Raw genomic sequence first — 12024 nt, forward strand, 5'->3', positions numbered from 1 at the left:
AAGGGGATTAGCTGCCGCGATAGGTGGAGTAGCCAAAGGGCGACAGCAGCAACGGCACGTGGTAATGCGCGTCAATGTCCGAGATGCCAAAGCGGATCGGGATGCGGTTCAGAAAGCGCGGGCTTTCGGCAGGCACCCCGATGGCGTCAAAGTAATCGCCCGCCTCGAATTCCAGCTCGTATTGACCCTCGCGAAAACCATCTGCGGGCAGGATCGGGCTGTCGGTGCGACCGTCTGCGTTGGTGACCATGTGGGACACCTTGACCTTGGCCGTGGCCTCGAACCGGTAGAGGGTGATGGACAGACCGGCGGCGGGTTTGCCGGTGCTGGTGTCCAGAACATGCGTTGTCAAATATCCCGATGCCATGGCGTTTTCTCCTGATTTTGGAACAGCATGACCACAGCGACGCCCCAAGCGCAAAAGGATTTTCCGCGCGCCATGCCCGCGCATTTGCGTGCTTATTGCTCGAAGTTTCGGGCAAGATGTGCGCGGCCACCACTGTGCAAGAGGTTTTGCTTGATCGGTCACGTTTCATAGCCGCATAGTTTTTGGGAGCCGCATCAAGACGGCCCAATGACATGTGTAGGGACATCAAATCATGACCGATATTGCGCAGGGGGCCTATGCGGACCCAAATGAGACGCCTCCTATGGCCCAGGCGATTCCGCTGGGGTTTCAACATGTTCTGGCGATGTTTGCGTCGAACGTCACGCCGTCGATCATCGTGGCCGGTGCGGCGGGGCTGGCCTTTGGCGGGCCGGAGCAGGTGTACCTGATCCAGATGGCGATGCTGTTTGCAGGCATTGCGACGCTGTTCCAGACAATCGGGTTTGGCCCTGTGGGCGCGCGGTTGCCGATCATGCAGGGCACCAGCTTTGCCTTTGTCGGGGTGCTGGCGGGGGTGGCCGCGACGCAAGGTATGGGCGTGGCGCTCAGCGCCTGTCTGATCGGGGGTATCCTGCATTTCTGTCTGGGGGCGTTCATCAAGAAACTGCGCTGGCTGTTCCCGCCGCTGGTCACCGGATTGGTCATTCTGGCGATTGGTCTGTACCTGATCCCGACCGCGATCAAATACGCGGCAGGCGGGGCGGCCGATTTCCAGATGGCGGCGGAAAGTTTCGGGTCGCTGAAACATTGGGCCGTGGCGCTGACCGTGGTTGTCGTGGCGCTGGCGGTCAAATTCTTTGCCAAGGGATCGCTGAGCAATTCGGGCATTCTGATCGGGTTGCTGGCGGGCTATGTGCTGTCGTTCGTGCTTGGGATGGTGAACTTTGCCGCGGTGGGCAAGGCCGCGTGGATCACCGGCATCACGCCGATGCCCTTCGGGTTCGAGTTCAATCTGGGCGCGGTGATCGCGGTGACGCTGGTGTGTGTGGTGTCGGCGATTGAAACCGTGGGCGATGCGTCGGCCACCACCAAGGCCGGCGCAGGGCGCGAGGCGACGGATGACGAGATTGCCGGCGCCACCTATGCCGACGGGCTGGGCACAGCGGTGGCGGCGGTCTTTGGCGGTTTGCCCAACACATCGTTCAGCCAGAACGTTGGCATTGTCGGCATGACCGGGGTGATGTCGCGCCATGTGGTGACCATTGGCGGGCTGGTGCTGATCGTGTGCGGGCTGCTGCCCAAGATCGGGGCAGTGATCGCGTCGATGCCGCTGCCGGTGCTGGGCGGCGGGGTGATCGTGATGTTTGGCATGGTGGCGGCGGCGGGGCTGAACGTGCTGACCGAGGTCAGGATGAACCGCCGGAACATGGTGATCATTGCCGTGTCGCTGACGGCGGGCTTGGGTCTGAACCTGGTGCCGACGGCGGTGCAATATCTGCCCGGCGTGGTGCTGACGCTGGCCACGAGTGCGGTGGCGCCGACGGCGCTGGTGGCGGTTGTGTTGAACCTGGTTCTGCCAGAGGAGATTTGACGGGTTGCTGCAAACCGGTCCTTCGGGGCGGATTTTTTGAACCTCAGAAGGGGCGGGGCGCGATTGGCGGCTTGCCCCTTTTGCCATGGCGGGGGCTGGAAATGGGCGGTGGATAGCTGCGGCTTCATGCTTTTAGAATCGGCGTGTCGCATGCTAGATATGGCGGCATGGCCATAGCAGACAACAATATCAACGATTCACGCCCGGTGATCCGGCAGTTGGACGAGGGTGCGATCAACCGCATTGCGGCGGGCGAAGTTGTGGAACGCCCTGCCTCGGCGGTCAAGGAGCTGGTCGAAAACGCGCTGGACGCGGGTGCGCGGCGGGTGACCATCGACATTGCGGATGGTGGCAAGACGCTGATCCGTGTGACCGATGACGGTTGTGGCATTGCGGGCAATGATCTGGCGCTGGCGCTAAGCCGTCATGCCACGTCGAAGATTGACGGGTCGGACCTGTTGAACATTCACACATTCGGCTTTCGCGGCGAGGCGCTGCCCAGTCTGGGTGCGGTGGGCCGACTGAGCATTGCCAGCCGCGTGCCGGGGGCCGAGGCGTTCCAGATCAAGGTGGACGGCGGTGCGATGGGCAAGGTGCGGCCCGTGGCGCTGAACGCGGGCACGGTGGTGACGCTGGGCGATCTGTTTTACGCCACGCCCGCGCGGTTGAAGTTCATGCGCACCGACCGCGCCGAGGCGCAGGCGATCACCGACATCATCAAGCGGCTGGCGATGGCCGAGCCGTTCGTGCGGTTCGAGCTGCGCGACATCAGCAATGACAGCCCGCGCACGGTGTTCGTGGCCGAGGCGCAGTCAGGCGATATGTTCGATGCGCTGCACGGGCGTCTGGCGACGGTGCTGGGGCGCGAGTTTGCGGACAATTCTTTGGCGATTGATGCTGAACGCGACGGGCTGCACCTGACCGGCTATGCGGCCTTGCCGACCTATTCGCGTGGTTCTGCCGTGGCGCAGTACCTGTTCGTGAACGGGCGGCCCGTGCGTGACAAGCTGTTGGTGGGGGCGCTGCGCGGGGCCTATTTCGATTTCCTCAGCCGCGACCGGCATCCGGCGGCGGCGCTGTTTTTGGATTGTGATCCGACGTTGGTGGACGTGAACGTGCACCCTGCGAAATCCGAGGTGCGGTTCCGCGATCCGGCGCTGGCGCGGGGGCTGATCGTATCGGCCTTGCGTCATGCGCTGGCGGGCGCGGGGCACCGCGCGTCGTCGACCGTGGCGGGGGGCGTGATCGAGGCGATGCGGCCCGAAGGCACGGATGCGGGTGCGCCGCGTGTTTACCAGATGGACCGCCCCAGCCTTGGGTTGCGGGCGGCGCCCTATCAGACGCCGCAGCACAGCGGGTTTGCCGAGATGGCGCGGGATTACAGCGGGCAGGTGGCAGCACCTGCGCCCGTGGCGGAAAGTGATCCGCAAGACTTGCCGCTGGGGACCGCGCGGGGGCAGGTGCACGAGAATTACATCATCGCGCAGACCGCCACCGGCATGGTGATCGTGGACCAGCACGCGGCGCACGAACGGCTGGTCTATGAAAAGCTGAAACGCCAGATGGCGGACAACGGGGTCGCCGCGCAGGCGTTGCTGATCCCCGAGATTGTCGAGCTGAGCGATGGCGATTGCGCCCGTCTGCTGGAGCTGGCGGACGATCTGGCGCGGCTGGGGCTGGGGATCGAAGCCTTTGGCGGCGGGGCCATCGCGGTGCGCGAGACCCCTGCCATCTTGGGCGAGGTCAACGCCGAGGCGATGATCAAGGATATTCTGGACGAGCTGGACGACATGGGCAGCAGCCAGACCGTGCAGGCACGGATCGAGGCTATTCTCAGCCGTGTGGCTTGCCATGGGTCGATCCGCTCGGGCCGCTGGATGCGGGCCGAAGAGATGAACGCGCTGCTGCGCGAGATGGAGGCAACGCCGCATTCGGGGCAGTGCAACCACGGGAGGCCCACTTACGTGGAACTGAAGCTGGCTGATATTGAACGACTGTTTGGGCGCACATGATCGAGATTGCAGGACAAACCTATACGCTAAGCGATCCGCTGGTGCTGGCCGTTGCGGGGGTTGGGCTGGTGTTGCTGCTGATCGTGGTGTTGCTGGTTGCCACGGTGCGGGCGGCGGGGCGCAGTGCGCGGATGGCGGGGCCGCTGTCGCAACAGATGCAGATGCTGGGGCAGAATGTGCAGCAGTTGAGCATGGGGCAGGCGCAGCTTCAGGGCGGGTTGCAGACGGTCAGCGACACGCAGGCACACGCGCAGGCGCAGATGATCCAGACCGTCGAGGCGCGGCTGGGCCATGTGCAGCAGCAGATGCAGGACCGGCTGGCCGACAACGCCGCGCGCAGCCAGCGTGCGCTGACCGAAATGCAGGAGCGGATGCGCGAGACCCTGCACGGATCGTCGAAACAGACCACCACCAGCCTGACACAATTGCAGGAACGGCTGGCGTCCATCGACAAGGCGCAGGACAATATCACCAAGCTGTCGGGGGACGTGCTGTCGTTGCAGGACATCCTGTCGAACAAGCAGACGCGCGGCGCGTTTGGCGAGATCCAGTTGACCGACATCGTCAGCAAGGCGCTGCCGCGTGACAGCTACCAGATGCAGGCGACGCTTTCGAACGGGCGGCGGGCCGATTGTCTGATCCACCTGCCGAACCCGCCCGGCCCCATTGTGATCGACAGCAAATTCCCGCTGGAAGCCTACGAGGCGCTGCGCAAGGCCAAGACCGACTGGGAGCTGAACGAGGCCGCCAAGGCGATGCGTGTGGCGGTCAAGAAGCACATCAATGACATCTCGACCAAGTACATCCTGGAAGGCGAAACCGCCGACGGCGCGCTGATGTTTCTGCCCTCGGAAGCGGTCTATGCCGAGTTGCACGCGAATTTTCCCGAACTGGTGCGCGCAGGGTTCGATGCGCGGGTGTGGATCGTGTCGCCCACCACTTGCATGGCCACGCTGAACACCATGCGCGCGATCTTGAAAGACGCGCGGATGCGGGAACAGGCGGGGGCCATTCGCACCACCTTGCGCCAGTTGCACCGTGACGTTGAGATCGTGGTGGAACGGGTAGACAAGCTGAACCTGCATTTCGGACAGGCACGCAAGGATCTGGACGGCATCAGCACCGCCGCCGAACGGGCCGGCAAGCGGGCGGCGCGGTTGGACAACTTTGATTTCGAGGAAGTCGATCAGGCCCCTGATGCCGTTGTGCCGCTGACCCCGCCCGAGACGTGAACGCAGGCTTGTGCAGTGCCGCGGTTTGCGGCATAGGCAGCCATCCCTCAGCCGCGAAAGGCGCCCCCCGTGGATTACAAGAAATCAGGCAATGCCAAAGTCGGCAAGAACGCGCCGCGTCACAGTGAACACAACGCCAAGGGCAGCGACAAGAATCCCTTTGGCAAAGGCACCGACAAGGCCGCGCTGCTGGCCCGTATGAAGGCTGCTGCCGAGGCGAAAAAACCACAGGGCTAAGCGGCAATCGCTTCGACCTGTGGTTTTTTCGGAAAAGGTTAGACCTTTTGCAACAGCCCCCGCGAAGACCGCAGGGGCTGGAATTGCAGTGATCACATGCGGATGAACCGCTGGAAGATCTTCAGAAACAGCCCCTTGAACCGCAGAGGCGCGTCGGTGACGGCCAGACAGATGCAATCCTCGTGGATGTCGGCGACGGGTGTGTGGTTCACATCCGCGTCGGCGGTTTCCACGTCGCCCCGCGCGAAATAGCCGTCTTCGTCCTGAAACGCGCCTTGCAGCACCATCGTCATTTCGGTGCCGTTGTGGCCGTGGTCGGGCATGGCGACCCCTGCGGGGATGTGCAGCAGACGCGCCGTGGCATCCGCCGAGGTGGGCAGGATCGCCTGCCGCACGCCCATGCCGATGTTGCGCCATTTCACGCCGGACAGGTCATCGCCGATGTAGTCGCTGAGCGGAGCAGGCACGGTTTTCTCGCGTGTCGACGGGGCGGGATCAGGTGTGCCAGCAGGACAATCCTCAAGCCGTTCCATCACCGTGGCAAGGCTGCCCGTGTCCATCGTCGCCAGCGTGTCGTGATCGCCGCCCAGCATGGCGCCGCCGATGCTGTCATAGCTGGCCAGTTGCGCGCGACAGTCGTCGCACAGCGAAATATGGGTCGCCACGAGGATGTTGAACGCCTCGGGCAGGGTGCCTGCCGAATAGCCCATCAGCATCTGGTCCGTGATGTGGTGTTTGATGTCGTTTTTCATGGCTTCTACTTCATTGCGTGGCGCAGTCGATCCAGCGCCAGACGTATTCTTGATTTGATCGTGCCCAGGGGCAGACCGGTCTCGGCGGCGATTTCGCTGTGGGTCAGTTCCCCGAAATACGCCTTTTCCAACAGTGCGCGTTGCCGCGCGGGCAGGTTCGCAATGGCGCGCACCAAGGTTTCGCTTTCCTGCTGCAAGGCGATCACATCCGCCTGCGCCGGTTCTTCTTCGGGGCCCCATGTCAGTTCCTCGGGTTCGGGGCGGCGCTGCTTGCGCAGCGCGTCAATCTTGCGGTTCCGGGCAATCGTGAAGATCCACGTTGCCACCGATGCCCGCGAGGCATCGAACATATGCGCCTTGGTCCAGACGGTCACCATGACCTCTTGGGCGCATTCCTCGGCCAGGGACGCATCGGCCCCCGACTTGATCAAGAACCCCTTCACCCGCGGCGCGAAGTGGTCGTAAAGCTGGGCAAAGGCGGCGCGGTCCCGTGACGTGTGGATGCGCACCATATGGTCCACCCACAAAGCCCGTTTCTCGTCCGTCTTTCGTGTATTCACCAGTTTATGTCCTGTCGCAGGGGTACACCCCTTCCCGTTGTCAAATGGGCTGACCCGCACAGCGGGCGTAGTGGTGTCGTGACCTGCGAACATATCTCTCTTACGCGTCGGGTCACCAGATGGATCACAATTTATTTTTTTGAAGCAATTTGAAACCGAAAGCCGATTTGCCCCGTACGTATGGCATAAGAACAAAAACGGCCAAGGACACAAAAACACAATGCCATTTGAAGCCCCCCGCGCCCAAGGCGCCACCGGCCACAAGAAAATCGCAGTCATCGGAGCAGGTATTTCAGGGATGGGCGCGGCCCATATGTTGGGCGGTCAGCACGCCGTGACCCTGTTCGAGGCCGAGCCGGAATTGGGCGGTCATGCCCGCACCCGGATGGCGGGGCGCAAGGGCGATACGCCGGTCGACACCGGGTTCATTGTGTTCAACTACGCCAACTATCCGCATCTAGCCGCGCTGTTCGATGAACTGGATGTGCCGGTTGTGCCGTCCAACATGAGCTTTGGCGCGTCTATCGGCGGCGGGCGGCTGGAATACGGGCTGGCCAGTCTGGGGGCGCTGTTCGCGCAGCCGCGCAATGCGGTTGATCCGCGGTTTCTGGGCATGGTGCGGGATGTGTTCCGGTTCAACAAACGGGCCTTGCGGCTGGCACAGGCCGACCGGCAGATGACCGTGGGCGCGTTCCTGAAGCTGTTGGGCACGGGCAAGTGGTTTCGCGATTACTACCTGTTGCCGCTGTCCGGCGCGATCTGGTCGACGCCCACGGAAAAGATCATGGATTTCCCTGCGCACGCGATGATCCAGTTCTTTGAAAATCACGCGCTGTTGCACCACACCGGCCAGCACCAATGGTACACCGTCGAGGGCGGCAGCCGTTCTTATGTCACACGGCTTGAGGCAGCATTGCGCCGCAACGGGATCGACATCCGCCTGAAATCCCCCGTGCAATCGGTGCGCCGCACCGCCGCGGGCGCGCAGGTGAAAACATGGGGCGGAGAGTGGGAGACCTTCGACGAGGTGATCTTTGCGACCCATTCGGATGATACGCTGAAGCTGTTGGATGACCCGTCCGAGCAGGAGCAATCGGTGCTGGGGGCTGTGGCCTATCAGCCCAACGACATCGTGCTGCATTCGGATGAGACCATCATGCCGCGCCGTCGTCAGACGTGGTCGTCGTGGGTTTATACCGAAGCGGCAGACAACGCGTCCGAGCGGATCGACCTGACCTATTGGATGAACTCGTTGCAGCCGTGGCTGAAGGGCGAGCAATTCTTTGTCACCCTGAACAGCCGCCGCGAGATCAACCCCGATCTGATCTGGGATCAGGTCACCCTGCGCCATCCGGTCTATGATCTGGCGGCACTGGCGGCGCAGGAAAAGGCGGCGCTGATGAACGGGACCAACAACACATGGTTCTGCGGCGCGTGGATGAAGAACGGCTTTCACGAGGACGGGTTGTCGTCGGCCTTTGATGTGGCGCAGCGGCTGCTGGCGGTGCCGGATGTGTTGGCGGCGGAATGACGTCTGCCATCGACCATATCGCGGCGCAAACCTTTCACGGGCGCAAGGGGGCGGTTGAAAACGCCTTTCGCTATTCGATTGATTACGTCCTGCTGGATGCCGAGGCGCAGGTGCAGGGGCCGTCCCTGTTCACCCGCAACGGGCGGGGGCTGGCGGCGCTGAACGATGTGGATCACGGTGGTGCACCCGGTGACGGGCGTGGGGCGGCCTGGGTGCGCGAGGTCTTGCGCGACTGGCAGGTGCCGAACGTGGTCAAGGTCGAGCTGCTGGCCCAACCGAAGCTGTTGGGGCATGTGTTCAACCCGGTCAGCTTCTGGCTGTGCCGTGGCGCGGGTGGCGCGTTGTTGGCGGTGATTGCCGAGGTGAACAATACCTTCGGTGATCGCCACAACTATCTGATCCACCACGCCGACCATCGCCCGATTGCGCCCAGCGACCGGATGCAGGCGACCAAGATTTTCCATGTCTCGCCCTTTCAGCCCGTCGAGGGCGGGTACGAGTTTCGTTTCGACATCACCGACGACCGCATCGGCATCTGGATCGACTACAGCCGGGGTCAGGGCGGGCTGATCGCCACGTTGACCGGGCGGCGCGCGCCGATGAGCAACGGGTCGATCCTGCGTGCGCTGATGCGCCGTCCGTTCGGATCGCGCCGGGTGCTGGCGTTGATACATTGGCAGGCGTTGAAGCTGTGGATCAAGCGGGCGACGTTCCGCCCCCGCCCTGCGCCGCCTGCCAAAGACGTCTCGCGGGGATGACCCACGCGCCGCGCCTTCCGGCTTTTGCGGTGTTTGCGGCGTTGTTGGCAGCGGCGGGGCTGCCGATCTATATTCACGCGCCCAAGTTTTACGTGGACGAATACGGCGTGTCGCTGGGCGCGCTGGGGGCGGTGCTGTTTGGCCTGCGGCTGCTGGACGTGGTGCAGGACCCGCTGTTCGGCCGGCTGGGTGACCGGTTGCGCGACCGGCGCGGGCTGGCGGTGGCGGTGGCCGCTGCGGTGATGGCGCTGGCGATGGTGGGGCTGTTCGCGGTGCCGCCCATGGGGCCGCCGCTGGTTTGGTTCGCGGCCATGCTGACGCTGGTGTTCTCGGGGTTCAGCTTCCTCACGATTGTTTTTTACGCGCAAGGGGTTATCAGCGCCGACCGTCTGCCGGGTCAGGGCCACTTGCGGCTGGCCCGTTGGCGCGAGACGGGGGCGCTGCTGGGGGTCTGTGTGGCCTCAATCGCGCCCGTCGCTTTGGGGCTGTGGATGCAAGCGCCCTTTGCGGGGTTCGCTGCGGGGTTTGTGGTGTTGGCGCTGGCGGCTGTGGCGATGATGCGGCGCGAATGGTCGGGTGCGGGTCTGCCTGCGTCGACCGGATTGCGGGCGGTGCTGCGCGACGGGCTGGCGCGGCGGCTGTTGCTGATCGCGCTGCTGAATGCGGCCCCCGTGGCGGTCACGACGACGCTGTTTTTGTTCTTTGTCGATGCGCGGCTTGAGGCGGGCGGCAAAGAGGGGCCTTTGCTGTTGGCATTCTTTCTGGCGGCGGCCTGTGCGGCACCCGTCTGGGGTGTTCTGGCTGAACGCCACGGCCCCAAGCGCGTTCTGCTGGCTGCGATGGCCCTGTCGATCCTGTCACTGGGCGGTGCTGTGTTTCTGGGTGCGGGTGACTGGGCATGGTTTGCGGTGATCTGTCTGGTGTCCGGCGCGGCACTGGGCGCGGATCTGACGCTGCTGCCTGCGATATTCGCGGCGCGCATGGCGCAGATTTCACCGGGTGCGACCGATGGCTTTGGCCTGTGGTCTTTCGTGTCCAAGTTCACGCTGGCCTTTGCCGCCGTCACCCTGTTGCCTGCCTTGCAGGCCGCAGGCTTCAACAGCGCAGGGGACAGCCCTGCGGCAGCATTGACGCTGTTGGCGGTGCTGTACGCGCTGGTGCCCTGCGGGTTGAAACTGTTTGCGATGGCGCTGTTGGTGGCGACACCGATCAAGGGGGCGTTGGCATGACTGTGGGGCTGATCGTTGCCGTCGGAATGCTGCTGCTGGTCTGGGCGCGCAAACGCTGGGGCGGGTTCACGGCCCAACGCCCCAAGGACTATGCCGACGCCAACGGCCCCGCCTTCGACCTGCGCACCCACCTGAATGGCCCGATGATCTGCGAAGGCGTGATCTACGGCCCGCTTGGCCGTGTCACCAGCCGCTTTGCCGCGCAGATCACCTGCACGTGGGATGGCGATACCGGCGTGATGGACGAACTTTTTACCTATGACAACGGCAGCACACAGGCCCGTGCCTGGGCGCTGACGTGCCATGCGAACGGCCATGTCAGTGCGACGGCGCATGATGTCGTGGGCACGGCGCAGGGTATCACCAGCGGACCGGCCTTTCAGATGCGGTATCGGTTCAGGCTGGCCGAGGCGCAGGGCGGGCATGTGTTGCGGACGGTGGACTGGATGTATCTGACGCCAAACGGAACCATCACCAACCGGTCGCAGTTTTATAAACTGGGGATATGCGTGGCCGAGCTGGTCGCCACCATCCGGCCCGCAGACAGCGCGGCACAGATCAAACCGACAGGGGGTGAGACATGAATTGGCAAGGCAAACGCTATTGGCTGGTGGGCGCAAGTGACGGGTTGGGGGCGGCGTTGGCGCGCAAGCTGAGTGCGCGCGGGGTCGAGGTGATCCTGTCCGCGCGATCGGAAGACAAGCTGCGGGCGCTGGCGGACGAACTGCCCGGCAAGGCGTCGATCCAGACGGTTGATATTGCCGACAGTGACAGCGTGAAAGAGGCCGCCAAGGCCGTGGGCCGGATTGACGGGCTGGTGCTGCTGGCGGGCGTCTACTGGCCGTTCGGGGCCAAGGACTGGGACGCCGATCAAGCGGTTGCCATGGCGGACATTAACTTTACCGGGTTTATGCGCGTGCTGGGGCAGGTGGTGCCGGATTTTGTCGACCGCGACGCGGGGCACATCGTGATCACGTCCAGCCTGACGGGGTTCCGGGGCCTGCCCGGTTCCATCGGCTATACCGCCAGCAAGGCCGCGACGATGTCGCTGGCGGAATGTATGCACGCCGACCTGCGCAAGACCGGCGTGTTGGTGCAGGTGTGCAATCCCGGCTTTATCAAAACGCAGCTGACCGACAAGAATGACTTTAAAATGCCGATGATCATGCAGCCCGAAGAGGCCGCACAACACATGGTCGAACACATGGAGACAGACCGGTTCAAGACCAGCTTTCCCTGGCTGTTTTCATTGGTGTTTCGCGGGTCGAATTTTTTGCCGGACTGGCTGTATTACCGGATTTTCAGTTAGGGCGCGTCAGGTGGGCGGACTTAGCTGCCATTCGCTAAGCCGCGCATCGTCGGGTCGTGGTGCGGCGACACGACCTGCGTGACTGGCACTTTATGGCAGCCAAGCACATCCTACCTATCCGTATTGCACAACAGAAACCAAATCGCCGTGCCGTGGGGCGGCCCGGCGATGCGCGGCGGCCTTCGGCCGTGATTCCGCGCGGGGGAAGGCGGAAAGGGGTCGAACCGGACCTCAGCTGCGCCTGCCATGAACGACCGCTTTTGCGCTCTGCTGCGGTGATCTGGATCAGGAACGTGACACTAAAGTCGGTTTACCTTACACCTGAGCATCAGGGCAACATGCCGTTGGCACGAACCGCCTTGACCGAGGCGCGCGCTTCCATCGCCGTCATGAACGCTGTGATGCGCGGGTAGTCTGCGGGATCGACCTGATCGCCCTTCAGCCAGTTGCAGACCACGAACAGGTAGGGATCGGCCAGCGACAGG

At 63.4% G+C, this 12024-nt stretch carries 12 protein-coding genes and 1 pseudogene; 9 read left to right on the top strand and 4 right to left on the bottom strand.

Annotated elements, in window-relative coordinates; translation table 11 throughout:
- Positions 1-7 precede the first annotated feature (7 nt).
- Positions 8-367: a hydroxyisourate hydrolase gene (uraH, locus tag AAC077_RS18655; RefSeq protein ID WP_339772937.1), complete on the bottom strand. Its 360-nt coding sequence runs from the start codon at positions 365-367 to the stop codon at positions 8-10.
- Between the two features lie 232 nt (positions 368-599).
- On the opposite strand from uraH, the gene AAC077_RS18660 reads away from it, so the two are divergent.
- The 4 genes from AAC077_RS18660 (at position 600) to AAC077_RS18675 (ending at position 5400) form a co-directional block, all read left to right on the top strand.
- Complete coding sequence (locus tag AAC077_RS18660; protein WP_339772940.1) at positions 600-1919, top strand: nucleobase:cation symporter-2 family protein; 1320 nt, start codon at positions 600-602, stop codon at positions 1917-1919.
- Between the two features lie 167 nt (positions 1920-2086).
- The gene (gene mutL, locus AAC077_RS18665; protein WP_339772943.1) at positions 2087-3931 is read left to right on the top strand and encodes a DNA mismatch repair endonuclease MutL; all 1845 of its coding nucleotides are present in this window, start codon (positions 2087-2089) and stop codon (positions 3929-3931) included.
- Positions 3928-5163 (top strand): DNA recombination protein RmuC, encoded by a 1236-nt coding sequence (rmuC, locus tag AAC077_RS18670; protein WP_339772946.1) that lies wholly within the window; start codon positions 3928-3930, stop codon positions 5161-5163. The genes mutL and rmuC overlap by 4 nt, the downstream gene beginning before the upstream one ends.
- Before the next feature lie 69 nt (positions 5164-5232).
- Positions 5233-5400 (top strand): hypothetical protein, encoded by a 168-nt coding sequence (locus AAC077_RS18675; protein ID WP_339772948.1) that lies wholly within the window; start codon positions 5233-5235, stop codon positions 5398-5400.
- A 92-nt stretch (positions 5401-5492) separates the two neighbouring features.
- On the opposite strand, the gene AAC077_RS18680 is transcribed toward AAC077_RS18675, so the two are convergent.
- Positions 5493-6152, bottom strand: coding sequence for a ChrR family anti-sigma-E factor (locus AAC077_RS18680; protein WP_339772950.1), 660 nt, complete (start codon positions 6150-6152; stop codon positions 5493-5495).
- Between the two features lie 5 nt (positions 6153-6157).
- On the bottom strand, positions 6158-6664 hold the full coding sequence (locus AAC077_RS18685) for a sigma-70 family RNA polymerase sigma factor (RefSeq protein WP_339772967.1): 507 nt from the start codon (positions 6662-6664) through the stop codon (positions 6158-6160).
- Between the two features lie 268 nt (positions 6665-6932).
- Between AAC077_RS18685 and AAC077_RS18690 the strand changes: the two genes are divergently transcribed.
- From AAC077_RS18690 to AAC077_RS18710, 5 genes are read left to right on the top strand one after another with little or no spacing between them, the layout of a single operon-like run.
- Positions 6933-8243, top strand: a complete 1311-nt coding sequence (locus AAC077_RS18690; RefSeq protein WP_339772953.1) for an FAD-dependent oxidoreductase — start codon at positions 6933-6935, stop codon at positions 8241-8243.
- On the top strand, positions 8240-9001 hold the full coding sequence (locus AAC077_RS18695; RefSeq protein WP_339772956.1) for a DUF1365 domain-containing protein: 762 nt from the start codon (positions 8240-8242) through the stop codon (positions 8999-9001). Before AAC077_RS18690 ends, AAC077_RS18695 begins: the two co-directional genes overlap by 4 nt.
- The gene (locus tag AAC077_RS18700) at positions 8998-10230 is read left to right on the top strand and encodes an MFS transporter (protein WP_339772958.1); all 1233 of its coding nucleotides are present in this window, start codon (positions 8998-9000) and stop codon (positions 10228-10230) included. Before AAC077_RS18695 ends, AAC077_RS18700 begins: the two co-directional genes overlap by 4 nt.
- Positions 10227-10814, top strand: coding sequence for a DUF3833 family protein (locus AAC077_RS18705; RefSeq protein ID WP_339772959.1), 588 nt, complete (start codon positions 10227-10229; stop codon positions 10812-10814). Before AAC077_RS18700 ends, AAC077_RS18705 begins: the two co-directional genes overlap by 4 nt.
- Positions 10811-11539 carry an SDR family NAD(P)-dependent oxidoreductase gene (locus tag AAC077_RS18710; protein ID WP_339772962.1) on the top strand — a complete coding sequence of 243 codons (729 nt, stop codon included), beginning with the start codon at positions 10811-10813 and terminating at the stop codon, positions 11537-11539. Before AAC077_RS18705 ends, AAC077_RS18710 begins: the two co-directional genes overlap by 4 nt.
- Positions 11540-11867: 328 nt before the next feature.
- Here the strand turns inward: AAC077_RS18710 and AAC077_RS18715 are convergent.
- A pseudogene (locus AAC077_RS18715) lies at positions 11868-12024 on the bottom strand (glutathione S-transferase); the annotation flags it as partial.

Source organism: uncultured Pseudosulfitobacter sp. (assembly GCF_963976325.1).
GTDB lineage: Bacteria > Pseudomonadota > Alphaproteobacteria > Rhodobacterales > Rhodobacteraceae > Pseudosulfitobacter.

Bases quoted from the DNA above. Each gene is read 5' to 3' on its own strand.
- AAC077_RS18685 (WP_339772967.1), bottom strand. From the start codon at position 6,664: ATGGTGCGCATCCACACGTCACGGGACCGCGCCGCCTTTGCCCAGCTT.
- AAC077_RS18660 (WP_339772940.1), top strand. From the start codon at position 600: ATGACCGATATTGCGCAGGGGGCCTATGCGGACCCAAATGAGACGCCT.
- AAC077_RS18700 (WP_339772958.1), top strand. From the start codon at position 8,998: ATGACCCACGCGCCGCGCCTTCCGGCTTTTGCGGTGTTTGCGGCGTTG.
- uraH (WP_339772937.1), bottom strand. From the start codon at position 367: ATGGCATCGGGATATTTGACAACGCATGTTCTGGACACCAGCACCGGC.
- rmuC (WP_339772946.1), top strand. From the start codon at position 3,928: ATGATCGAGATTGCAGGACAAACCTATACGCTAAGCGATCCGCTGGTG.
- mutL (WP_339772943.1), top strand. From the start codon at position 2,087: ATGGCCATAGCAGACAACAATATCAACGATTCACGCCCGGTGATCCGG.
- AAC077_RS18705 (WP_339772959.1), top strand. From the start codon at position 10,227: ATGACTGTGGGGCTGATCGTTGCCGTCGGAATGCTGCTGCTGGTCTGG.
- AAC077_RS18690 (WP_339772953.1), top strand. From the start codon at position 6,933: ATGCCATTTGAAGCCCCCCGCGCCCAAGGCGCCACCGGCCACAAGAAA.
- AAC077_RS18710 (WP_339772962.1), top strand. From the start codon at position 10,811: ATGAATTGGCAAGGCAAACGCTATTGGCTGGTGGGCGCAAGTGACGGG.
- AAC077_RS18695 (WP_339772956.1), top strand. From the start codon at position 8,240: ATGACGTCTGCCATCGACCATATCGCGGCGCAAACCTTTCACGGGCGC.
- AAC077_RS18680 (WP_339772950.1), bottom strand. From the start codon at position 6,152: ATGAAAAACGACATCAAACACCACATCACGGACCAGATGCTGATGGGC.